Source organism: Candidatus Symbiopectobacterium endolongispinus (genome assembly GCF_018777385.1).
Lineage (GTDB): Bacteria > Pseudomonadota > Gammaproteobacteria > Enterobacterales > Enterobacteriaceae > Symbiopectobacterium > Symbiopectobacterium endolongispinus.
Genome location: NZ_JAFJYB010000002.1, coordinates 905,848 through 929,779, shown reverse-complemented (window position 1 = coordinate 929,779; position 23,932 = coordinate 905,848). Strand labels below are relative to the sequence as shown.

General features: G+C 55.0%; 17 protein-coding genes and 3 pseudogenes. 1 reads left to right on the top strand and 19 read right to left on the bottom strand.

What is annotated here, in order from left to right:
• Positions 1-270: 270 nt before the first annotated feature.
• Positions 271-8,584, top strand: a pseudogene (locus JZM30_RS11235) (GH36-type glycosyl hydrolase domain-containing protein).
• Positions 8,585-8,637: 53 nt separating this feature from the next.
• Here JZM30_RS11235 and JZM30_RS11230 read toward each other — a convergent pair.
• The 19 genes and pseudogenes from JZM30_RS11230 to JZM30_RS11140 form a co-directional block, all read right to left on the bottom strand.
• Positions 8,638-9,497, bottom strand: a pseudogene (locus JZM30_RS11230) (ABC transporter permease).
• Complete coding sequence (locus tag JZM30_RS11225; protein ID WP_252318743.1) at positions 9,494-10,468, bottom strand: ABC transporter permease; 975 nt, start codon at positions 10,466-10,468, stop codon at positions 9,494-9,496. The pseudogene JZM30_RS11230 and the gene JZM30_RS11225 overlap by 4 nt, the downstream one beginning before the upstream one ends.
• On the bottom strand, positions 10,461-11,954 hold the full coding sequence (locus JZM30_RS11220) for a sugar ABC transporter ATP-binding protein (protein WP_252318742.1): 1,494 nt from the start codon (positions 11,952-11,954) through the stop codon (positions 10,461-10,463). Before JZM30_RS11220 ends, JZM30_RS11225 begins: the two co-directional genes overlap by 8 nt.
• Before the next feature lie 54 nt (positions 11,955-12,008).
• Positions 12,009-12,992: pseudogene (locus JZM30_RS11215) on the bottom strand (autoinducer 2 ABC transporter substrate-binding protein).
• 347 nt (positions 12,993-13,339) lie between these two features.
• Positions 13,340-14,359: a hypothetical protein gene (locus tag JZM30_RS11210; RefSeq protein WP_252318741.1), complete on the bottom strand. Its 1,020-nt coding sequence runs from the start codon at positions 14,357-14,359 to the stop codon at positions 13,340-13,342.
• A 225-nt stretch (positions 14,360-14,584) separates the two neighbouring features.
• Positions 14,585-14,974, bottom strand: coding sequence for a cytochrome P450 (locus tag JZM30_RS11205; RefSeq protein ID WP_252318740.1), 390 nt, complete (start codon positions 14,972-14,974; stop codon positions 14,585-14,587).
• Positions 14,975-14,983: 9 nt separating this feature from the next.
• Complete coding sequence (locus JZM30_RS11200) at positions 14,984-15,220, bottom strand: hypothetical protein (RefSeq protein WP_252318739.1); 237 nt, start codon at positions 15,218-15,220, stop codon at positions 14,984-14,986.
• Positions 15,171-15,914 carry a cytochrome P450 family protein gene (locus JZM30_RS11195; RefSeq protein ID WP_252318738.1) on the bottom strand — a complete coding sequence of 248 codons (744 nt, stop codon included), beginning with the start codon at positions 15,912-15,914 and terminating at the stop codon, positions 15,171-15,173. The genes JZM30_RS11200 and JZM30_RS11195 overlap by 50 nt, the downstream gene beginning before the upstream one ends.
• Before the next feature lie 7 nt (positions 15,915-15,921).
• On the bottom strand, positions 15,922-16,263 hold the full coding sequence (locus JZM30_RS11190) for an ATP-binding cassette domain-containing protein (RefSeq protein WP_252318737.1): 342 nt from the start codon (positions 16,261-16,263) through the stop codon (positions 15,922-15,924).
• Entirely contained in the window at positions 16,250-17,083 is an 834-nt protein-coding gene (locus JZM30_RS11185; protein WP_252318736.1) for an ATP-binding cassette domain-containing protein, read from the bottom strand. Before JZM30_RS11185 ends, JZM30_RS11190 begins: the two co-directional genes overlap by 14 nt.
• A gap of 46 nt (positions 17,084-17,129) precedes the next feature.
• A complete protein-coding gene (locus JZM30_RS11180) occupies positions 17,130-17,660 on the bottom strand; it encodes a hypothetical protein (RefSeq protein WP_252318735.1) in 531 nt (176 codons plus the stop codon).
• Positions 17,651-18,202, bottom strand: coding sequence for an ATP-binding cassette domain-containing protein (locus tag JZM30_RS11175; RefSeq protein ID WP_252318734.1), 552 nt, complete (start codon positions 18,200-18,202; stop codon positions 17,651-17,653). Before JZM30_RS11175 ends, JZM30_RS11180 begins: the two co-directional genes overlap by 10 nt.
• Before the next feature lies 1 nt (position 18,203).
• Entirely contained in the window at positions 18,204-19,319 is a 1,116-nt protein-coding gene (locus tag JZM30_RS11170; RefSeq protein WP_252318733.1) for an ABC transporter transmembrane domain-containing protein, read from the bottom strand.
• Positions 19,319-20,494 carry an ATP-binding cassette domain-containing protein gene (locus JZM30_RS11165; protein WP_252318732.1) on the bottom strand — a complete coding sequence of 392 codons (1,176 nt, stop codon included), beginning with the start codon at positions 20,492-20,494 and terminating at the stop codon, positions 19,319-19,321. The genes JZM30_RS11170 and JZM30_RS11165 overlap by 1 nt, the downstream gene beginning before the upstream one ends.
• Positions 20,437-20,661: a hypothetical protein gene (locus tag JZM30_RS11160; RefSeq protein WP_252318731.1), complete on the bottom strand. Its 225-nt coding sequence runs from the start codon at positions 20,659-20,661 to the stop codon at positions 20,437-20,439. The genes JZM30_RS11165 and JZM30_RS11160 overlap by 58 nt, the downstream gene beginning before the upstream one ends.
• Before the next feature lie 125 nt (positions 20,662-20,786).
• The gene (locus tag JZM30_RS11155) at positions 20,787-21,410 is read right to left on the bottom strand and encodes an ABC transporter permease (protein ID WP_252318730.1); all 624 of its coding nucleotides are present in this window, start codon (positions 21,408-21,410) and stop codon (positions 20,787-20,789) included.
• Positions 21,407-22,351, bottom strand: a complete 945-nt coding sequence (locus JZM30_RS11150) for an ABC transporter permease (protein ID WP_252318729.1) — start codon at positions 22,349-22,351, stop codon at positions 21,407-21,409. Before JZM30_RS11150 ends, JZM30_RS11155 begins: the two co-directional genes overlap by 4 nt.
• Positions 22,341-22,571 carry a hypothetical protein gene (locus JZM30_RS11145; protein WP_252318728.1) on the bottom strand — a complete coding sequence of 77 codons (231 nt, stop codon included), beginning with the start codon at positions 22,569-22,571 and terminating at the stop codon, positions 22,341-22,343. The genes JZM30_RS11150 and JZM30_RS11145 overlap by 11 nt, the downstream gene beginning before the upstream one ends.
• Positions 22,572-22,789: 218 nt before the next feature.
• Positions 22,790-23,878, bottom strand: coding sequence for an ABC transporter substrate-binding protein (locus JZM30_RS11140; RefSeq protein ID WP_252318727.1), 1,089 nt, complete (start codon positions 23,876-23,878; stop codon positions 22,790-22,792).
• Positions 23,879-23,932: the final 54 nt, after the last annotated feature.

The following is a 23,932-nucleotide window of genomic DNA, read 5'->3' as shown; positions in this document are numbered from 1 at the left end:
AGCGCCAAGGCCATCAGAAGGGCCAGCGTACTTTCGCATCCTACCTGATAGGTAGCGCCTGATTAATCCCTGAAAAGGGCAATAGCGTTATGAATTGAATTCATGGCCACTTTCGCTATTACTTTGCATCAAACCAATAATCAGTCAATAAAATCAACCAAGGTTACTATAACAGAGTTTAATATCGCACAAAGACCAATAATTCGATATTTAATCTATACTCAAATCAATTTGGCCGCAGTGTAGACTTAAATGGTGATGAGTTATCTGATGAAAATACGTTTAACGCAATGGTTTTCCTCCCTAACAAAGCAACGGCAACCGTCCCCGGCGTGGTCTGCGACGCCAGACGCAGATGATGACCCTCTGAAGACAGCACTTTTCTCAAGCGCACAGATGGCACAGTACGGTAAAACGCTGGCGAAATACCATAAACTATCTTCCACATAAATGCCTTACCATTTAACCCGGCGTCTGGCGGAGAATGAAGCGGTCATCACGCGGCATTGCTCGATGCTTAGTGCCGCCGATAAAGCCAGTATTACGCCCGCAGGGGAATGGTTACTGGGTAATTACTATCTGATTGAGGAACAAATCCGTCTGGTGAGGTACCACTTACCCAAGGATTTTGGCAAAGGGCTACCTGTTTTACTCCCTCCCCACCGTCGCCCGCGTATTTATGACATTGCCACCGAAATTATCGCCCACGGCGATGGGCGATGGGACAAAGAGAGCCTCAGTCATTTTATCGTTGCATATCAAGAGGTGGCTCCGCTCACCTTGGGAGAACTCTGGGCATTGCCCGGTATGTTGCGCCTGGCATTGATTGAAAATTTACGCCGCGTCAGCGTTGAGGTGGCAAACACCCAGCAGGCACGCCAGTTAGCGGAGCGCTGGGTGAGCAAACTTGTCGCCTGTGCTGAACAACGCCCATCAGAATTGGTGATGTTGATTGCTGATTTGGCCCGTTCCAAACCACCATTAAACAGCGCGTTTGTGGCCGAGTTAGTACGCCGCTTGCAAGGGCGAGGCCATCTGCTGATGCTGCCGCTGACGTGGTTAGAACAACAACTGGCGGATAACGGCACTACCGCTGACGCACTAACGCAGCGCTTTAGTCAGCAACTCGCCGCCCAGCAGCTTTCCGTCAGTAACAGCATTAACGGGTTGCGGTTACTGAGTGAAGCCCACTGGGCAGATTTCACCGAGGCAATGAGCCTGGTTGACCGGACGCTGCAACAGGACCCTGCGGATGTCTATCCCGAGATGCATTTTGACACCCGGGATCACTATCGCCATGTGATTGAGATGCTTGCCCGCCATAGCCACCACAGCTAGGGTGAGATTGCACAGCAGGTGCTTGCTCTGGCACGCGAGGGGGATGCCAGTACCACCGCTAACCATGTGGGCTACTATTTGATTGGTGATGGAAGAGCGCGTCTGGAGCAACAACTGGCAACCGACATCTCATGGCTGGCGCGATTACGAGACGGTTTTAATCAGATCCCGCTGCTTTCCTGGCTGGGCAGTCTTAGCCTACCCACCACGGCGTTCACCGCTCATTTACTGCTCAAAACCCATGAACATGGCATGGGCTGGACTCTGTGGTTGTTAGCCCTGCCGTTGATGTTGGTCGCCAGTCAGTTAGCCACTTTCCTGTTAAGTGAGGCAACCACGCGTTGCCGCGCGCCTACGCCGTTACCTCGCATGGATTTTTCTCGCGAGATACCCGCCGTATTCAGTAGCATGGTGGTGATCCCCTGCCTGCTGACCAGCCGCGAGAGTATCCGTAAACTGCTCAAGCGACTTGAAGTGTGCTATCTGGCGAACACCAGTACACACCTCTATTTTGCGCTGCTCACTGATTTTGTTGACAGTACCACCCCTGACACACAGGAGCACAACGATCTCTTGGCATGGGCAGACGAACAAACCCGCGCGCTCAACCGCCGCTATGCCCGTGACAGCGATCCGGCCTTTTATCTGCTGCACCGCGCACCCGCCTGGAACCCAAAACAAGGGGTATGGATGGGGTATGAGCGAAAGCGCGGTAAGCTGGCCCTGTTAAACCACTGGCTGCGCCATCCAGAAGGGCAATTTTCCCACATTGTCGGTAACGCAACGGGCCCGGTAAACACGATCAAATATGTCATCACACTTGATTGCGATACCGTGCTGCCGCGTGACACCGCACACAAACTGATTGCCACGCTGACACATCCCCTCAACCATCCGCAGTACGATCCGGCTTGCCAGCGCGTGGTTGCAGACTATGGTATTTTGCAGCCGGGAATGGCAGAGGAGATCCCCCGTTAAGGGCAAGGTCGTTATGCCTCATTGTTCAGCGGTGCGGCAGGCAACGATCCCTACACCATGATGTTATCTGACATATATCAGGATCTGTTTGGCGAAGGCTCTTTTATTGGCAAAGGTATCTACGATGTGGATACCTTTATTGCCGCAACGCAGCAGGTATGTCCGGAAATTTGGTGCTAAGCTACGATCTGCTCGAAGGCTGTTATGCCCGTTCAGGACTGGTCAGCAACGTGCTGCTGTACGAACAGTACCAGAACCATTATCTGACTGATGTGGCCCGCCGCACACGCTGGATTCGGGGCGACTGGCAACTGCTTAACTGGCTGAAGCCCCAGGTGATGCGTGCCTAAAAACCCATTGAGCCTGCTTTCACGTTGGAAACTGTTCGATAATTTGCGCCGTAGCCTGGTACAGCCTGCATTTTTAACAGTGTTGCTCTGCGCCTTGTTAGTCGTGCCCAACAAGGCCTATTGGCTGTCAGCATTAACGCTGACAATGCTGCTGCCCACGCTGCTGTCCACGTTTCAGGGCATCATCAGCAAGCCTCGGAGACGTCCATTCGAGCAGCATGTGCGGTTAGTGATTCGCGGCGCACGCCAACGCTTACTGCGTATGGGCATCGAGATTCTCACTCTGCCGCACCGCGCAGGGTATTCGCTACACGCCATCACCCTGTGGCGACTAGGTTTCAGCCGACGTAACCTCAATCAATGGACCCCATTTGCACAGTGCAACGCGCAACGCGACACGACGCCAAGGCGTTTTTACCGCGCCATGTGGCTCAACGTAGCGACAGGACTGGCACTTCCGCTGCTTAGCGCACAGTTTGCGCCTATGTCGTTGACGGTGGCACTGCCTCTTGGGGCGCTCTGGTGTCTCACGCCGCTACTGATGGGCTGGATGAGCCGCGAACCACAACCCCAGCGAACGGTGCTGACAAGCAAGCAGCAGAGACGACTGCGACAAAACAGCCGGGAAATTTGGGCATTTTTCGATACCTTTGTCACCGCAGGCGACAACTGGCTGCCGCCGGACAATTATCAGGAAACGCCGCACGCAGTTATAGCTCATCGCACTTCACCCACCAACATTGGTCTTTCGTTGATGGCAACGCTGACTGCCCGTGATTTCGGCTATCTACCGCTGGAAGGTGCTCTGACGCGCATCGCATCCACCCTGGATACGCTGGACAAACTGGAGCATTATCGCGGCCATTTGTATAACTGGTACGACACTCGCACGCTGACCCCGCCGTCCCCGCGCTACATATCCAGCGTTGACAGTGGCAATATGACCGGTCACCTGCTCACGCTGCACGCGGCCATGCGCTTACTGCGTCATCAGCCGGTTTTTGATGCCGCACAGGTTGTGGCTGGTCTTGATGATACGCTGCGGATTCTGGTCAGGCTCTGGGGCCGGAATGCGCCAACCACACTGCGCCAAATGCAGCGCCACTGTACTCGCGCCGCCTCACTCTCACCTACGGCCTTATTTGGTGAACTGGTGCACATGTGCGACCTCGCCAGTCGATTACTCAACCTGTGCCATACGAATGAGCAGCAGGTTCAGCGCTGGGTTGAACGCCTTCATCAACAGTTGAGTGCGCTGTGCGACGCCTGGTCGACGCTGCTTGGCTGGCTGCCAGAGGATTGGGGCGACGCCCCGCTACCGTCGCTCTCCTAGTTGGCTCAGGCCAGCCCTGCCGGTTCGGGAACGCCTGACGCAGCAACGGTGCACGAAGCACACGCACAGCTTAGCCTGATGGCAAACATCGAACAGCGTCTGCACCAACATGCCCAGATGGACTTTGCGTTTCTCTACAATGTCACTACCAACCGGCTCAGCGTGGGATTCAACGTTGAAAATAACGCGCTGTATAGCAGCCATTACGATCTGCTGCCTTCAGAAATCCGTCTGACCAGTTTCATGGCCATCGCCACCAACCAGTTGCCGGTGAAAAGCTGGTCGGCGCTGGGTCGGTTGTTTACCAAAATCGACAATGAAACTGCGCTGATGTCCTGGAGCGGTTCGATGTTCGAATACTTGATGCCCAATCTGGTGGTGCCGACCTATCCCGGCAGTTTGCTGGAGAAGATGAGCCAGTCTGCCGTCGAGCGCCAGATACGCTGGGGATGAGAGCGTGGCGTGCCGTGGGGCATTTCCGAATCGGGTTATTACGCTTTCGATGCCGCGCAAAATTACCAGTATCACGCGTTCGGTGTGCCGGACCTCGGCCTGCGTCGTGGGTTGGCCGATGATACGGTGATCGCCCCTTACGCCACGTTAATGGCACTGATGAACATCCCGGATAAGTCCTGCGACAATCTGGCGCAGTTGAAAAAGCTCGGCGCTCACGGTGAATATGGCTTCTATGAAACGCTGGATTACACCCGTCGCGTTTAGCCAGCGGGCAGACCTATGCCATAGTGCGTTCGTGGATGGCACACCACCAAGGCATGGCCTTTCAGGCGCTCTCTCATGTACTCTTGGGTGCACCGATGGTTGAACGTTTTATGTCGAGTGCGGCGTTTCAATCTGCGCGCCTGCTGCAAGAATGTGTTCCTGAAGCCATTGAGCCCTACAGCCCACGTCGGCACTTCGATACCTACGATGGTCGACTCAAACCGGCACAATACCAACCGCGTCGCTTTCATGACGCCGATGCGCCGCTTCCTGAAGTGCAGTTGCTTTCCAACCATGACTACCACCTGGCAAGCCGACGGTGATGTGGCCAGCCACTACGAGGTGATTTTCACTGATGCCGGCGCCGAGTTCACCCGCAAAGCGGACAGCCTGCGCGTAAAAACCCATATTGTAGTGTCACCGGAAGATGATATCGAACTGCGCCGGATAACCCTGCTGCATCGCGGGCGTCACCCACGCACCATTGCACTGACCACCTATGCCGAGGTGGTGCTGGCCCCCATGGCAAGCGATCTGGCCCATCCGGCATTCAGCAACCTGTTTGTGCAAACCAAACTGGTCCCTGACCGGGATGCCATTTTGTGCCACCGTCGTCCACGCGCCCCGGAAGAACGCGGGCCCTGGCTGTTCCACATGGCGGTGGTGCGTGGACAGGTGGAAAGTACGGTGTCCTTTGATACTGACCGAGCCGCTTTCCTGGGGCGCGGACATGTGCCCGCCACGGCCACCGCACTGCGCCAATCCGGTCCACTAAGCAATAGTGCTGGTGCCGTACTCGATCCTATTCTGGCGATACGTCAGAGCGTGGTATTGCCACCCGGCGTTCCGGTCACGATAGACGTGTTCTATGGCGTGACGGAAAGCCGCACCCACAGTCAGGCGCTGATGGAGAAATACCGCGATGGGCCGATTGCCAACCGGGTATTTGAATTGGCGAGTTCCCACAGCCATATTTTGCTGCGGCAAATCAATGCCAATGAGGACGACGCGGCCCTGTTCAACCGTCTTGCCAGCGCCGTGCTGTTCCCTGTGGCGGAATTACGCGCTGAAGGGCACGTCATCACGCGTAACCGTCGAGGGCAATCTGGTCTGTGGGGATGGGGAATTTCTGGCGACTTGCCGATTGTGCTGTTGACCGTCACCAGCGATGAAAGCATGACGCTGATCACTGCACTTATTCAGGCGCACCACTACTGGCGGCTAAAAGGCCTGAAGTTGGATATGGTTATCCTCAACACCCGTCAAGGTGGCTACCAGCAGGAACTGCATCACCGCATCATCAACCTGATCACCGCCTGCGCAGAAGGCAATCAAATCGACAAACCGGGCGGCATCTTCGTGCGCAACGGTGAACAGCTCTCCGCCGAGGATCGCCTGCTATTGATGAGCGTGGCGCATGTTTTGCTCGACGATCGTGCCGGTGACCTCTCAACACCGTTGACCCAAAAACTGTCCGGCACTGTTGCTCCTCAAACCACGCGAATAGCCCGAACGTCAGGAGATAGCGCACACTGTCATCTCTGGCATCCCGACACATACAACCTGCAATTTTTCAATGGTATCGGGGGGTTCTCTGCGGATGGCCGGGAATACCACATCGTGTTGAACGAAGGTAAAACGACCCCTACCCCCTGGTCGAATGTGCTGGCTAACGCCCAGTTCGGCAGCGTCGTTTCAGAAGCGGGACAAGCCTACACCTGGTATGAAAATGCCCATGAATACCGGTTAACGCCCTGGGGAAACGATCCGATCAGCGACCGCTCTGGGGAATCTTTTTACTTACGTGATTAAGAGAGTGGTGCTGTATGGTCGCCAACCACGCTCCCCCTACGCGGTCAGGGGGCTTACCTATCGCGTCACGGCTTTGGCTATAGTGTATTTGCCCATCGCGAAACCGGTATTGACAGCGAATTAACCGTACTGGTCGCGCTGGATGCCCCGGTGAAACTCGCTATGCTCACCCTTCACAACCGTTCAGGCCGTACACGCAAGCTTTCCGCAACCTGCTACGTTGAATGGGTGCTCGGCGTTTCTCGTCTTTCCAGCGTGCTGCACGTTGCAACGCGTCCGGCCAACGTACACAAAGGCTGCGGAATTCTGGTCACTAACCATTACGTCAGTAACGGCTCGGAGCAAACGGCGTTTTTCGCCGTCAGCGGCGCGCAGTGTTCATTTACCGCCGATCGGCGTGAGTTTCTCGGACGCAACGGTTCGCGCTATCGTCCGGCAGCCATGGCGCATAGCACGCTGTCGGAGAAAACCGGAGCAGGGATCGAACCCTGTGCCACCGTATAGTCCGTTATCACGTTGATCGATGGCGATCGGCAAACGCTGGTGTTCGCACTCGGCATGGGTAACAACCAGCAGGAGGCTGAAGCGCTGATTGCGCGTTACCTGAATGAAACCGCCGCCCAGCGCGAGTTGGCCGACGTACACCGTTATTGGCACCAGATGCTTGATAAGGTCATCGTCAATACGCCCGATGCCGCCGTTAATCTGCTAGCCAACGGCTGGCTGCTGTACCAGACTCTGGCGTGTTGCATCATGGCGCGCAGCGGTTATTACCAATCCGGCGGCGCATTTGGTTTTCGCGATCAGCTTCAGGACACGCTGGCACTCAGCCATGCCGCCCCCGAGCGGCTGCACGATCAACTTTTACTCTGCGCCTCACGCCAGTTTATTGAAGGGGATGTACAACACTGGTGGCATCCACCTTTGGGCAATGGGGTGCGCACCCGCTGCTCGGATGATTAGAAGAGTCGGCCTACGAGCAGCCAGTGGTCAGTGCGCAGTCTGAAACGTTGTGGCAACACAGCGTGCGCGCTATCGAGCACGGGCTTGCCACTGGTCGCCACGGTTTGCCACTGATGGGGGCCGGGGACTGGAACGATGGCATGAACCTGGTAGGACTGGAAGGTAAAGGCGAAAGCGTCTGGTTGGCCTTCTTCCTGTACGATATTTTGCAGCGCTTTGCCGCACTGGCCGAGCGCCGTCAGGAACATACCATTGCCACCCGCTGCCGCGAACATGCGAAGCAATTGCACAAAAGATTGAAGCCCATGCCTGGGACGTAGCCTGGTATCGCCGTGGCTATTTTGACAACGGAGAGCCGCTGGGCTCGCACCTGTCAACGGAATGCCAAATCGATGCCATTGCCCAAAGCTGGTCGGTGCTGTCAGGCGCGGGTAACCCGCAACGCAGTGCACAGGCCATGAGGGCGTTGGATACCTACCTGGTCAATCAGGACGCCGGCTTCATCCAACTGCTGACACCCCCGTTTAATGGCAACGGGCCAAACCCGGGATACATTCAAGGCTACGTGCCCGGCGTGCGGGAAAACGGTGGACAGTACACCCACGGTGCGATTTGGGCGATCATGGCGTTTGCGCATAGCGGCAATCGGGCGCGTGCCTGGGAGCTTTGGTCGATGATCAATCCGATCAACCACAACCTGACCTCGCAGGCTGCGGCGCGCTATAAAGTCGAACCCTATGTAATGACGGCGGATATCTACAGCGTCGAACCTCATACCGGGGGCGGTGGCTGGAGTTGGTATACCGGTCCGGCGGGCTGGGCCTATCGCCTGATTATCGAAGCGCTGCTGGGGGTGACACGCCACGGAGATGTACTCACCATTGCTACCGAACTGCCCCACGACTGGCCGTCGGCCAGCCTCAGTTATCAGTTCGGCAGCAGCCACTATGACATCACCCTGCGTAACAGCAGCGGCGAATACCGTCTGACACTGGATGGTAACGAACTGCCGCAAGGCAAAATACCGCTCATCGACGACGGGCAATCCCATCAGGTGGAGATTGCATTAGGTAATAACGCGGCCAGATAACCGCCGCTGACACGCCGGTAGCGGACGGCAGTGAGTCCGCTACCGGGCCATGATTACGCCTTGTTAAGCCCCAATTGCCCTTTCGCGCCAATGAAACACAGCAGCAGAGCCCCCACAGCGCCAGAGTGAGGTACGGGCTGACGCCCATAATATTGAAGCCGCTTTCAATAGTTTGCAGCAGGATCAATGCCAGCACCATGCCGACAATCTTTCCGCTACCGCCATCGGGATTCACACCGCCAAGCACCACCGCCAGAATGTAGGTCAACAGGTAAGACTCCCCGTAAGAGGCTTTGGCAGAATTGAGTTTCGACATCATTAAAAATGCCGCCACGGCGCACAACAGTGCGGAAATCACATACACCCACACCAGCACCCGACGCGTATTGATGCCGGAATATCCGGTGGCGCGCTCATTGGAGCCGATAAGATAAATAGCCCTGCCCAACGTACTGCGCTCCAGCACCAGCCAGAGCCCGATGGCAACTACCACAAACAGCCACATCGGTAGCGGCACACCAAACTACTGTGCGCGATTTAACCACAGTACCCATTCGGGATAATTGGCAATGGCACTGCCACACGTAATCAAAATATTGATCCCCTTGAGCAACGTCATCATGCCAAGCGTCGCCAGGATCGGCGATACCCTGAGGCCCGCAATCAACACGCCGTTACACAGCCCAATCAGCGCAGCCGCCCCAACGCCCGCCGTCAGCGTGGCAATCACGGTCAACAGCGACGACGGGTAACTGACTGCCACTCAGGCCATCACCGACGAGCAGGCATTCGCCGTCGAAATGATCGACAGGTTGATGCCATCGCACAGCATGGTGATGCTAAACCCAATCACTGTCAGCACCAGCAAGCCCATCAGGTAGGTTTCTACGTTCTCGCGCAGCGATATCTTCATAGCAGACTCCGGTTTTGGTGCTGGCTCCACGCTGTGGCACTGATGCTAACCACAATGATGATGCCGGTGATCAAGGTCTGCCAATAGGAAGAGACTCCCAGCAAATTGAGCCCATTCTGCAACACTGCCAGCAGGATCACCCCGAGCGCGGTACCGATAAGCGTGCCACGCCCACCCACCAGGCTAGTGCCGCCTAGCACCACCGCAGCCAGCACCGTCAATTCGTAGCCCAGCAGCGAGTCCTGGGCGACGGTGCGCACCGTCCAGTATTGCACTACGCCAGCCACGCCGGACATCAGTCCCATATAGCCATAAACAAACCATTGCAGAAGCAATACGCTAAATCCAAGACGGCTGGCCGATTCACGATTTCCACCTAGGGCATAAATCTTGCGTCCAACGGTGGTGAAATTCATGATAAAAGCGGTCAATGCCAACACCGCGAACATGGTGAGCATGGGCAACCCCAACCCATAGTCGTAACCATCAGCATCAGTGTACTTGAACAGCATAAAGCCTGACTCAAACCATGTGGGGAAGTCGTACAGCCACACCCATTTGCTAAACCACAGCAGCAGACCGTAAAAGATGTTCAGCGTAGAGATGGTAATGATGATGGAAGGCACCCGCAGCCGATTAACCAGAATGGCATTCACACTGCCAAGCAGGATGCCCACACCGCCGGCAATCAGGTAAGCCACGACAAAATTGCCACCGATATCGCGCAGTATCAGCACCATCACGTACTGCGCGATGATTGCCATGGCAGGAAACGAGATATCAATCCCGCCGGAAATCAGCACCATGAACAGTCCGCAGGCCAGAATAGTCAACATGGCGTAGTTGTTGACCAAATCGTACAAATTCCCCAGCGTCAGAAATTCATCGCTACGCCAGGCCAACCCGATAAACAGCACCAGAATCAGCAACGCCAGCCATATTTCATGCCGGTAATTTTTTAAATCAGCCATTTACAACTCCGGCAATCTCCGTGGGGTTACTGGTGCCAGGGGTGAACGTATGATGGATTTCCCCCTGTTTCATCACCAGGATACGGTGACTTTGATACCAGGCTTCATCCAGTTCATCACAGATCATCAGGATGGCGATCCCTTGTGCAGCCAGTTCGCTGATGATGTGATAAATCCCGGCTTTATTGGCGATATCGACGCCGACCGTGGGACTGTCCATAATCAGTACCCGTGGATCGATTGCCAGCCATTTGGCAATGGAAATGCGCTGCGTGTTGCCTCCCGACAGCGTGCTCACCGACAAGCGTGGATCGGGGGCTTTGATACTCAGCGCGGCGATCGGTCGGTTCACTACCGCCTGCACCTGTTTTTTGCGGATCAGCCCGCAAGCATTGCGCACCTTGTCGAAAACTGTGCTGATAATGTTGTCCTCAATGGACTGCGCCATCACCAACCCGCGTGACATACGGTCTTCCGACACATAGCCAATGCCATAGCGCAGTGCGTCACGGTTGCTGCGCAACTGCACCGTTTGACCGTCGATTCGTACCTCTCCGCTGTCAGGGCGCGTCATACCAAACAGACTCAGGCAGAGCTCGGTGCGCCCCGCTCCCAGCAGTCCTATGATGGAAACAATTTCCCCCGCGCCGAGCGAAAATGAGATATCACGGTACTCGTCCGCGCGGCTAAGCTGCCGCACCTCCAGCAACTCCAGCACCTTGCGAGCCGCATCACCCTGCCAAGGTTCGCGGATGTGGTAGTCAAAAACTTGCCCGGTCATCAACATGCCGAGCTGGCGCGTACTCATTTCGTTGGCGGGATAGGTTCCCACCAGGTTGCCGTCTTTTAGCACAGTGATACGATCGGATACCGCCATGACTTCTTCCAACCGGTGGCCAACAAACACCACGCAGATACCGCGCTCACGCAGTTGGCGCACCACGTGCAGCAACCCTTCCATTTCCTGATGCGTCAAGGGGGCAGTGGGTTCATCCATAATGAGCAGCCTGGCATCCTGCGCTAACGCCCGGCAGATAGCCACCAGTTGGCAGCGCGCAATCGAGAGCGACTCCACCTGCGCATCGAGCGGTAAGTTGACGTTGATGCTCGCCAGCGCGCGCTCTGCGATCTGGCGCAGCGCCTTGCGTTTCACCAGCAGGCCGTGATGATAGTGGTTGATAACGATGTTTTCCCAAACGCTCAAATTGGGAAACAGTGATAAGTCCTGATAAATCACCTGGATGCCCTGTGCTACTGATGCACCCGGCGTCAATTTAGGCCAGATTTTACCGCCCAGCGCAATGCGCGCCTTGGCATCCGGCTGGTATACCCCGGAGATTATCTTGATGAGCGTCGACTTGCCGCAGCCGTTTTGTCCGGCGAGGCAGTGCACTTCGCCCGGCATAAAGGTGAGCGAAATATCATTGAGCGCACGCGTGCCATGAAACGTTTTACTGACGTGGCTCAGGGACAGGAATGGTTCCATAACACCCCCTGGCAAACAGGAAAGCGGGGCGCTGGGCGCCCCGAATAAGCAGAATCAATAGAGCGTATCGATATTTTCTTTGGTCACCAGCAACACTTTGTGGAAACGAATAATACGTTTTTCGTTATCCACATCCGCTTTGCCCAGATTTCTAACCGAGAAACCCTCGGCGATCGCCTCACCGTTGAGCAACGTGCTTGCAACCGCTGCTAACGCATAGCCTGCGCTAGCAGGATCGTAGGTAATACCCGCAGTGATATCACCGCTCTTGATCAACGAAGCCGCTTGCGACGGGATCATCATGCCGTAAACCGCCACTTTATTTTTTGCGCGTTTCTCCTGCACTGCCCACCCGACACCGATGGGACCGTTTGAACCTAAGGACACCACTGCTTTCATATCCGGATAGGCGCGCATCAAATCCAGCGTAGTGCGACGCGAATCATCTACGCTTTCCGCCACCGGCATACGCTTGGTGACTTCAAACATGTCGGGATAATGCTCTTTCTGGTATTTCACCAGCAAATCAGCTCACAGGTTATGCTGCGGCACCGTCAGGCTGCCCACATAGATGACGTAGCCCCCTTTTCCTCCCATACGTTTCGCCATCTGCTCCACGTATTCCGCAGCGAATTTTTGGTTATCAATGATTTCCACATCCCAGTTGGCACTGGGCTGCCCCGGTGATTCGTTGGTTAACACCACGATACCGCCATCACGCGCTTTCTTGAACACGGGTTCCAGCACGTTAGCATCATTCGGCACGATGGTAATGGCATTGACTTTGCGGGCGATCAGATCCTCGATGATTTTGACCTGTTGCGGTGCATCGGTACTGGCAGGCCCCACCTGGGTCGCGTTGACGTTGAAATCTTTACCGGCCTGAACGACACCTTCGCCCATGCGGTTGAACCAGGGCATGCCATCCACTTTTGCGATATTGACGACCGTTTTTTGTTCTGCATAGACTGGTGTTGCGATAAGCGACATGCCCAACAGCATGGAGGACACTACGCCACAGAGAAGACGTTTCTTCATCATTTTCAGCCTCGTTACTCACCATTTGCCAGGGAACTGCGCCACGGTGACTTACCCGTGATGCGGTATTCCACATAACGCCGCCGCGTCATCTGCCGATGGAAGTTATTTTCTCAGCTTACGTTTATTGTCTAAGTAGAGTGATTTTTCAGTAAAAAATCCAAGAAATGGTAATCTTGGGGCGGACAACGAAAAATGCAGTTTCCTGCTATATTATATGGATAAACACCCCATCTCGTCAGAATGTGATGCAACTCGCATTGTTAGCATCAATATAATAAGCAACAGAATGATGTCATGACATCATTCATAAAAAATCGCTTTTTACCCTTCAAGCATAGTTGAAACTAGGCGCGGGGAAAGTTGTCATCTGCGGCAACGATCACATTGTAATGCGCCTGTTCGACATTGTACTCAGCATAGGGCAATGTGCTGTCACGCACGTTGATGCTCAATTGTTGAGTCAGATTTTCAGAAATAAGATGGGTAAAGTTTTCCCATTGTTCAAAAGACATATCATATAAATAGTCATTGCCATTTTCCTGATATTTTATTTTTCTTAATGCATCTGGTAATGCCTCTCTCACCCTCTGTGGCGAATAGAGTGTAAAATCACCGTTAGCAATGGTATTGTTGTAAATCATCGCATCAACACATTCCCCATCAGCGACAGGAAAATAACCGTAAATCTCACCCATGCTAGCGATGGCGTTTTTTATCGCCCGCTGTATTTTAGATTCCCAATCAGTCGTTTTTATTTCCTGCAAAATAATCGATTTATCGACCTCCAACCAATTTTCATCTCTATCTCGTAGCATCAAGGCCGCTCGAAACTGGCAGGCACCGTCTTGAGGCAATGCATAGCGCAATTGGCGGTTGTTATCGTTGAACGTGGCGTAATCTACCGCATCAAATGTTCCTTGTTGTGGTGTATACCATTTCGGTTTGACGGGCAGATGATCGAGCTGCGTGATCTTTTCTTTCACCATGGCCGGTATACTATCCGCACCGGGCCCTTCGTCCTTGAGGTGAGTGCCGGCAATGAACAGCAGCGTAAACCGGTCTTGTAGAAACGTATTGTTTATCCACTGGGGGAAATCCGTGATCAACGATTGACACTGGGCGCGCGCCTTTTTGGCGACGTTGGCAGTACCATCTTCATCTTGGCACACGATACGACAGAGATAATCCTGGACGAGTGTTGCAATCTCACCTTTTCCAAGGGCGATATTTTGTAGTAACTCAAGGCTTTCACAACAATTATTTTTTGCCCGGAGGTATACGCTATCAAGATGTTCTTTGACCGAGACACCATCACCACTGTCACAATGTAAAGGCGTCCCCTCGATAGCCGCTGAAATAAGCACACCGAGCCGATGACTATGCGCTTCTGAATCATACAGTGGAGATGATGGAATAATTGTTGAGTACGATCGATGCGGTATCAATATAGACATGAGAATAACTTAGCGTGTTGAACAGATACTGATTTTTACACCGTTAACACTAGATATTCATTCAAAAAATAAGCCGTTATTTTTTAACGGCTATTATTTCTCTTCCTGACAAGAAAGCATTGACGCAATCTATCATTATAACCCTTTGTAACGCAGAGGCATACGCCGAATACCGGTATGTTTGTTGCTGCGGACCCACTCCACGGGGCCGTTTAATGCGAAGGCATCAATGTGGTTTAGCAATTCCCGAAAGACAACCCACATCTCCAGCGTCGCCAACGGCGCCCCCAGACAGCCATGTCCCCCGCTGCCGAACGCCAAATGGGCATTTTTCTCCCGGCAGATATCAAAGGCGAAGGGGTTGTCAAACTGCTGTTCATCGCGATTGGCCGAGGCCCACCACAGCGTCACTTTCTCGCCAGCTTTGATGCGTTTACCCGCGATGTCAACATCGCGCGTGGCGGTGCGGCGGTTGTACGGCGTGGGCGAGGTCCAGCGTAAAATTTCCTCCAGTGCCCGGTTCATTCGCGCAGGTTATTGTTGTAACAGTCGCCACTGTTTCGGATGCTGAATAAACGCCAGTATTCCGCCCGCAATAGCATTGCGCGTGGTTTCCAAACCGGCCACCATCACCACGCTAAACACCATCACCTGCTCCATCGGAGTCAAGCAGCCCAGTTCAGCGGAAAGTTCTCCCGCGATCGCCAGCGAAACAATATCATCACCGGGTACCTGACGACGTTGTTCCACAAAGTGCTGTGCGTAAGCCATAAACTGCTGTATTCCTTGCTGACTGCTGACTGCTGACTGCTGACTGCTGACTGCTGACTGCTGACTGCTGACTGCTGACACTGCTCTGCCCCAATTGACGATCGGAATAATCAAGCACCGCGTTAATCCAACCTGAGATCGGTTGCCGATCTTCAGGAGGAATCCCGACCAAATGTGCGATGGCAAACAGCGGAAGTTCGGCGGCAATATCCGACACAAAATCTCCTTCCCCTTTGGCTAACGCACTCATGACAGCCTGACGCGCCGCCACAGTAAGAATGGGTTCCAATGCAGCAATGCGCCCTCGGGTGATCCCCGGAGCCATCAGACGTCGCAACGCTTTATGGCGCGGATCGTCCATCATATTGATGACGGTCCCCGGCCCTGCGGCGCAGGGAAGATCCTCAATCATGGTTCCACCTCCGGCACGATCGCCGCCTCGATGCGAGGAGAAGGTGTCGATATCTCTGGCGAGCGGCACAATATCCTGATAGCACGTGAACACCCAAAAACCCTCGTTATCAGGCGTCAACGGGGTGGCCGGATGATACAGCGCGCCCCCACTCTGTCGTAATTGCGTGAAAACGGAATGGGGAAAGCCTTGAGAGAACAGCGTCAAATCCGTCAAATCAACGTCTGGCAGCGGCCAACGCGTAGCGCAATGCTGACTATCACACAGAGGCTCAGACATCATCGTCTCCTTATCCTTCTCGGGGATGTACAATGCGCCATCCTTCAGCGCGCACTTTTGCCTGCCAAAAGGCCGCGTAGCGTCCATTCATGGCCAACAACTGTTGATGGTTGCCCTGTTCCACAATCTGCCCGTGATCAAGCACTAATATGTGATCCGCATTACGGATGGTGTGCAACTGATGCGCGATGACCAGCATGGTGCAGCGGCCACGCAATGCGTTAAGCCCCTGAGCGATCGCTTCCTGATTTTCCTGGTCCAACGCACCGGTTGCTTCATCCAACAGCAGGATTGGCGCATTTTTCAGCAATGCGCGCGCCAGTGCGGCACGCTGACGTTCACCACCCGACAACAATTCCTCCTTCGCCGACCCGGCTATCCAGCCCCAGCGGTAAGCGCTGCACCACTTCGTTCAAACGCTCCAGTTTCAGGACGTTTCGCAACGTGTCATCATCAGCCGCTGGATTCCCCATCAGCAGGTTTTCCCGCAGGGTCCCGCTAAACAGATAATTGTCCTGAAACACTTGCGAAATCATGCTCATGTGTTGCACGACCGGGAAGTCTTTTACATTAACGCCCCCAATAGCAATTCCTCCGCTATCCGGATCGAAAAAACGGGCAATCAATTTGGTCAAGGTGGTTTTCCACGAGCCGGATGCCCCCACCACGGCGGTCATGCTATTGGCTGGCAGCGTCGCAGAGACATTTTGCAGCACCCGAACGCCGCGCTGGTAACCGAATGTCACGTCGCACAACTCGATGCCGTAGTGTTGCGGTAGAGGCACAGGATCTGTCGGTGCCGGTAACGACATCTGTGACAACACGTTTTCTGCCGCCTCCATTTGGGCTGACGCCATACGGATGCCCGAGCTATAGGAGGCCACCTCACTGAGGTGGTCGATAACCCGACTCACCAGCACCAGTAAGGCAAACAGCGTGGTTTGCTGCGCTGCATCTCCTTCCATCACAACCAGCCAGGTAATTCCCGCCATCAGCGCCATCAAAGCCAATTGCCCTAACCAGGTGTTCAGCAGTAGTGGCGGCAACACCAGCCACAGTTGACGTCGTGCGGCACGGCTTTGCGCCACAAGTGCCTGATCAAATTGCCGATACCCCTGCGCGGTTTTGCCATAGGTGCGTAACACCGGCTGGCTTTGCGCGAACTCCACCATGCGATCGCACGCCTGTGCATTGGCAGTCTGAACGGCCCGGTCGGCGTTACGCCCCAGTCGTCTGGCCCACTAATACACCAGCTCCAGCATGGGAAATAGAAACGCCGCGCACAGCGCTACGCGCCAGTCGAAAAAAATGGTTGCCACCACCACGGGCGTGATCACCGCCCGTAACAAGGGGGGTTAACTGGTGGGCAGGCAATCCCAGGATCTCCATCACACCCTGACTGAGCAACAGGCCCAAGCGGCTGGTATTGGCGCGCACGAACCAGTCGAGCGGAAGTGTGACCACATGATCGCCAATGCGAAGACGCAGTTGATTCATCAGCGTTGCTGCCACCTGAAATCCACTGTGTGCAGCGCGATAATGCAAATAGCCGGTCAGCACTACGCCTAACGGTAGCAGCCACAGCAACGCATCATCCACACGGAGATCCAGCATGGCGCGAATGATGGGCACCACCAGCACAAATGTCAGCCCCTGCATCAGACAATAGCTGCACACCCACAGCAAATAGTGACGCAGCAGCAACGCGTGAGATTTACCCATCAGTCTGGTCAGGCGCATCAACAGCATATTGCCCCCTGTTGCCCTTGTTGTGCCGCCCACAGCCACGCATATTCACCGCCACCGGCCAGCAAATCAGCATGGCCCCCTTGCGCGTCAATGCGGCCATGCGACAGCACGACAATGTTGTCTGCGTGCGTGATGGTCTCCAGGCGGTGGGCAATCACCAGCACCACCTGACAACGTTGATGCGCGATCAACGCATTGAACGCAGCCTGTATCGCTGCTTCTGATTCGGCATTTGCCTGCGCGGTGGGCTCATCCAGCACCAGCACGGCTGGTTGTAGCAAGAGTGCTCGGGCAATGCTGACCCGCTGTGCCTCACCGCCAGACAGTGTGGCATCATCGCCGTATACCGATTGATAACCGCGCGGCAAACACAGGATGCGTTCGTGAATATACGCCGCCTTGGCAGCCGCAGTAACCTGCTCTTCACTGGCCTGCGGATCGCCCAGCGCGATGTTGTCATACACGCTCATGCGTAACAGTTGGGTATCCTGAAACACAGTACCGATCTGGCGGTACAAATGTCGGCTGTCAATCTGGCTCAACTCAATACCCCCCTAACGTGATTTGGCCACGATCGGGGACATCAAAGCGCAACAATAAGCGTGCCAGGGTTGATTTATCCGCGCCAGAGGCACCGACCAGCGCGGTTACCGTACCTGTAGAGAGCGTCAGCAACGTGGCAAGTCGTCTTAACGCGGCTTTCGCCATGCGCAAAGATTGTGCACTGTGGCTCAGCGTGGTGACGGGCACAGAGATCCCAAGCGCAATCACCAGAAATGGTAACAGTTCTGTCATCCCGAGCATCCCTTGGTGCATAAACCCAATGCCGCCGACCAACATCAATAAGGTAATCGGCGCGATGATCACGGCAGACAAGCACTCGGGTTTGATCAATGGCAGTGCCCAATCCAGGAAAAAACGCTGAAAATCCGATGTCGCCTGACAGTAAGCCTGATGGGCTTTACCACTGAGGCCAAAGGTCTTTACCACGGTGATGCCCTGCACGTACTCCACCACCGATTGGTTCACCTGTGCCAGCGCCGTACCGTATTCCGACATTTTGCGTTGACACCATTTCTGCACCTGCCGGTAGAACACCATAAACAGCAACAACGGCACCAGGGCAACCAGCGTCATGCGCCAGTCGACCCACAGCAGATAGCCGTAGACAAACAGCAACGTAGCGCTCGCATTGGTGATATTAAGCCAGGCGTGCGCCACCAGATGATGAATCGCCGTGACATCATCCTGAAGCCCTTGTTTGATCCGCCCGCTGCTCTGGGCAGTAAACCAACCGAGCGGTGCCTGAGACAGACGTTGCGCTAATTGGCGGCGTAGCGACAAGGCCAAATGATTATCGGCCAGATGGGTAATCAGTTCCGCCAGACCGCGCAGGGCCAAACCGGAAGCCAGACAGACGCAGGCCAGCATAATTACGCGCCAGGCCTCCTGATGCCGCGTCAACGACGCACTCATCAGCACCTTAATCAATTCACATAATTCAACCAGCGGGACCAATACCAACCCCGCCGAGAACATTTGCAGCAGAGCGGCAAGCGCAATCCACCCCCCCACCCGAATAGGCGCTAACAGTGACGTCGGTTTGATACTCTCGAGCGAATCAGTAGGTGACGATAGAGGGATTATCGGCTCCGTCATTAACTGGCTCTCCTTGTTGCTGGGGTAATGAAGGGGGTGATGCCCGACGCTGGGCTAAGCAGTAACACCCGATGGCACAGCGCACGTACACTTTCCACCTGATGCGTGATCAGCAACAGTGCCATATGATGTTCATGGCAAAGTCGTTGTAAAAGCACAAGAATTTTTCTGGTGGTGAGCGCATCCAACGCCGAAGTGACTTCGTCACAAATCAAGACGGCGGGTTTAGCTGCCAGCGCGCGTGCCAGTGCAACCCGCTGCAATTCCCCGCCTGAGAGTTGTGCCGGAAAGCGTCGCGCATAAGCGGCGGGCAAGGCCACCACAGCCAGCAAGTGTTCGACACTGTGCTCCTGATAAGTGCCATAACGCCGCAATGCCTGTTGTAACTGTGCACCTACGCGCCGAAAGAGATTGAGAGTCCGAGCCGGGTCCTGCGGTACCAGCGCCACCGCCTGCTGTTGACAACGTTGACGCTGTCTAACTGCCGTCGCCAACGGTTCCCCTGCCAAACTCAGCGCTCCTTGTCGCTGTGCCAGAAGGCCTATCACGGTTTTAGCCAGAGTGCTTTTCCCTACACCGGACACCCCGTGTAATACCACCATTTCTCTGGCATAAAGCTGCAAAGACAACGGCGGCAGCGGGTTTCCAGAGCACGGGAAAGCCAGCAGCAGACGATCGAGCTCAAGCACCGGGGCCGCGCGCGTAGCGACCGGCATCGCGATCGGTGCAATATCCGGTGCCTGCCACTGCTTCAACAAGGGAACATCATTCTGCGCAAGTAGGCTGGTCATGGGGCCATATGCCTGCTGCTGCCCTTGCTGTAACACCAGGATATGGGTTGCCAGATCGCGCACACTGGTCGCGTCATGGCTGATAAGCAGCAACGCACCTCGATACTGTCGCTGCCAGCGCCTGAGCAACGCCATCATGTTATAGCGCTGTGCGTCATCGATACCGGCGAAAGGTTCATCCAACAGGAGTAATCGTGGCCGCTTGAGCAGTACGCGAATTAACGCCACGCGCCGCCGTTGACCACCAGACAGTTGATTCGGATAACGATGCAGAAAGGTGTTATACGCAGGTAATCCCATTGCACGCAACAAAGTGACAGCGTCACTTAATGCTTCAGGCGTTTTTGGCACAAACCAAAGTAACAGTTGCTCAACCCGCTGCATTGGCACCAGTTCCTGTGCCGGATCCTGCCCCAGCCAGGCGCCCCGCTGCACCCGACAACGGCAAAGACTTCATCGGCATCAAGACAGAAAGAGATACCAGCCAGCACCGGGTTACCTGCGGCGTCATCAATGCCTAATTTCGCTACCTGCAACACCGGCGACATCATCTGTGCCCCCGGCAGTCAACGGCCCGATTGATCAACATCATCACGCAGGCGATGCTAACGGCTGGCAAGAACAAGGCACAGGGATTGAGCGCCATCCCTTCCAGGCTCTCGCGGACCATACTGGCTCAGTCATTCCTCTGCCCGACTGCATTGATCCCAAGAAAGCTGGCCGCGGAAAACAGATAAAACGCTCCCGTAAGCAGCGTTGCCCCATCTCCCAACAGCGCTGGGTATACCCCCGGCAGGATTTCACGTCGAAGCAACAGGCCAGTAGAATCGCCGGCAGCACGGGCCACCATAAAGTAATCACTGTCCAGCATTGGCTCAGCCAACGCGCGGATAAAACGTGCGGTAAAAGGCGCGTTCAGCAGTATGATGGCGAATAGCAGTGTTAGTGGTGAGGGTCCGAGTGCGTAATAGGTCATCATCACGATCAATAACGGCGGCAACATCAGGATACTGTCTAACAGTGCCGTCAATGGATATCCTCGATCGGGCAACATCAACAGCATCAACCCCATGACAAGCCCGACAATGGACGCAGCCACTGTTGCCATCAACGAAAACAGCAGCATAGCAACATCGCCGTGCAAAGCACGGCTTAGCACATCGCGCCCCAGCGCATCGGTTCCACACCAAAACAGCGCATCCGGCGCTTGCCACGGCAATCCTACGCTACGCGTCGGATCATAAGGTGCTAAAAATGGCGCGAACAAAACGCACAACATTACCAACAACACCGTTTTCATGCCGTTCTACGCCGCGCTATCAAGGTGGAAAGGATATCCGCCATCAGCCAGTACACAGCAGTATTCAGCGCCAGCAGCATCACAATCGCCTGAAGTAATGCGCCGTCTCGGGCATTAAACGCATCAACCCACATACTGCCAAGTCCGGGGTAGTCAAACAGACGCTCAACCAAGATCGCCCTGCTCAACAGATAAGGGAGGATGACAGCCACAATCGGGATAAGCGAAGACGCCGAGTTCGGCAATAAATAGTCGCGCAACAGTGCACCCGTCGTCACACCGTTTAATCGGGCATTGATGAACCACAGCGCCTGAACCTGCTGCAACAGCGTAACGCGCACCATCCGCAGCAGGTAACACCCGGCAACCAGCCCTAATGTCAATGCGGGCAGCACCAGATTACGCACCTGCTCGGCGATACTGGCGGTATATCTGCCAGCAGATATACCGCAGGCAATACCCCCAAAGATCAGAATGAGCAGTGTGGCAATCACAAATTCAGGGATACTCAGCCCAGCCAAGGCCAGCGTAGATAACCATCGATCGGGCCATGCCTTGTGACAGAGTGCCGCGACAATCCCCCCGGTGAAGCCCAGCAACAACATGACAACGGCTGCACAGGCTGCCAGCGTCGCGCTGCGTTTCATGGCGGGCAGCATCACGTCGGTAACGGGCCTCTGGCTCATCAACGAACGGCCCCATTCACCGCTTAACGAGCCCTTGAACCAGCTCAGATAGCGCTCCATTATCGGTTTATCCAGCCCATATTGATGACGCCAGTAGGCCAGCGATGATGGGGTTGCACGCTCGCCCAGTGCCCTGTTCACCGCGTCACCGGGTGCGGTTGCCACCGCGTAAAACGTCAGTATGCTCACCAGCCACAGCGAAAACAGCGTGGTCAACACACGCAGCAGGCAGAATCGCTTCAGATTAACGACCATTTGCCAGCGAGCCTTTTATCCAGTCAGCATCGGCAAACAGCGGTACACCATGACTTAATTCCACACCCTGCAAGTCAGCAACCGCCGCCGACAATTGATCCCGGTACCCCCACACCAGATAGGGCCCGTCATGCATGACTTGCCTTTGCAATTGTTGCAACAGCGGTTGCTGCAACGACGGTTCGGGCGTAGCGCGCAGGCGGGCTACTCGCTCTGCCATAGTGGAGGGATACCACCCCCCCGTAGTTATACGGATTATTGTCGCCGAACAGCACGGGTAGCGCGGCGACAAAGGGGCAATTGAGCGCAAACATCGCCATTAACGGTGTTTGATGGAGTCGCCGAATATCACTGAGATAGTCTGCCGGATTAAGCCGCACCAGCGTCAACGTAACGCCAATCTCCGCCAACTGCTGGCGCAGCAGCTCGGCGGCGTTGTTAAGCCCTGGGGGTCAAATCGGCCGTCACCAGAGTCAATGTGGTAATGCCTTTTTGCGCAAATACCTGACGAGCCGCCTCGACATCGTGTTTAATCGGCCAGGCTAACGTATTCCCACCGGGCAAACCCTGACCAAACAGATCGTTACCCGGATAACCATACCATTCCAGCACCACATCCACTAACTGTTGGCGATTAACCAGTGCCTTCAGTGCCTGACGCACTTCGACATCGTTAAAGGGCGGAATACGCGTGTTCATGGAAAAATAGAAGGCGCTGGCACCGGCGATACCGCTGCGTAGCACACGATATTTGGGCTGTCCGTTCAACATGCGCGCACTGCTCACGGGGATATCAAACGCATAATCGGCGGCACCGCTCAACAAAGCATTGACACGCGCCGCCGCATCGGCCAAGGGGCGAATGACGATGCGCTCAAAGTACACGGCTGGCTGCCAAGCATACGGATTACGCGTGAGCTCGGCACCGTTGATACTGTCAAAAAGACTCACCTGCCAGGGACCGCTGCACACCGGGAAATCGCCGGCCTGCGGACTGGCTTTCCACACCATGCTGGCTGCAGCCAGCACCGCGGGTACCAGATCGGCGCGCAGATGTCGCAGTTGTAATTTCAGCGTCAATGTCCCCGTTGCGGCACTCTGCGTAAAATCAACGTCCTGAAAAAAACTGCCAAAATCGATGGACTGCGACAACTGCTGTAGGCTGGTTAACACGTCGGTTGCCGATAAGCGACTGCCGTCAGAGAAATAAACATCGGAGCGCAAGCGTATCGTCCAGCGCGTGGCATCCTCATTCGGTTCGATGGCCGTAGCCAACTGGTACTCCAGCCGCCCATTGCGCCACCGAACCAGCACATCACACACGTTTCCCATCACCGCCCACGGAAAGTAGGTTTGTGCCTGACCATACTCCAGCGTCTCATTTTGACTGCCGAGCATGGCCATACGTAGCGTTTTGTCATCACGCGTGGTATCAGCGACGTCACTATGTCTCCAAAAGAACCCAACGGCTGCAACCAGCAGAGCAAGAAGTACAACAACCCGCAGTATTATTCTCTGTTTTCTCATCCTAATCCTGAATCCTGATAATGCCAGCGTACGCCGCACCGTGCGGCACAACAG

Bases quoted from the DNA above. Each gene is read 5' to 3' on its own strand.
- JZM30_RS11150 (WP_252318729.1), bottom strand. From the start codon at position 22,351: ATGGTCGTTAATCTGAAGCGATTCTGCCTGCTGCGTGTGTTGACCACG.
- JZM30_RS11170 (WP_252318733.1), bottom strand. From the start codon at position 19,319: ATGACGGAGCCGATAATCCCTCTATCGTCACCTACTGATTCGCTCGAG.
- JZM30_RS11165 (WP_252318732.1), bottom strand. From the start codon at position 20,494: ATGCAGCGGGTTGAGCAACTGTTACTTTGGTTTGTGCCAAAAACGCCT.
- JZM30_RS11200 (WP_252318739.1), bottom strand. From the start codon at position 15,220: ATGGCTTACGCACAGCACTTTGTGGAACAACGTCGTCAGGTACCCGGT.
- JZM30_RS11205 (WP_252318740.1), bottom strand. From the start codon at position 14,974: ATGAACCGGGCACTGGAGGAAATTTTACGCTGGACCTCGCCCACGCCG.
- JZM30_RS11195 (WP_252318738.1), bottom strand. From the start codon at position 15,914: ATGATGTCTGAGCCTCTGTGTGATAGTCAGCATTGCGCTACGCGTTGG.
- JZM30_RS11180 (WP_252318735.1), bottom strand. From the start codon at position 17,660: ATGCTGTTGATGCGCCTGACCAGACTGATGGGTAAATCTCACGCGTTG.
- JZM30_RS11155 (WP_252318730.1), bottom strand. From the start codon at position 21,410: ATGAAAACGGTGTTGTTGGTAATGTTGTGCGTTTTGTTCGCGCCATTT.
- JZM30_RS11160 (WP_252318731.1), bottom strand. From the start codon at position 20,661: ATGATGTCGCCGGTGTTGCAGGTAGCGAAATTAGGCATTGATGACGCC.
- JZM30_RS11145 (WP_252318728.1), bottom strand. From the start codon at position 22,571: ATGGCAGAGCGAGTAGCCCGCCTGCGCGCTACGCCCGAACCGTCGTTG.
- JZM30_RS11140 (WP_252318727.1), bottom strand. From the start codon at position 23,878: ATGAGAAAACAGAGAATAATACTGCGGGTTGTTGTACTTCTTGCTCTG.
- JZM30_RS11220 (WP_252318742.1), bottom strand. From the start codon at position 11,954: ATGGAACCATTCCTGTCCCTGAGCCACGTCAGTAAAACGTTTCATGGC.
- JZM30_RS11225 (WP_252318743.1), bottom strand. From the start codon at position 10,468: ATGGCTGATTTAAAAAATTACCGGCATGAAATATGGCTGGCGTTGCTG.
- JZM30_RS11185 (WP_252318736.1), bottom strand. From the start codon at position 17,083: ATGGTGGAGTTCGCGCAAAGCCAGCCGGTGTTACGCACCTATGGCAAA.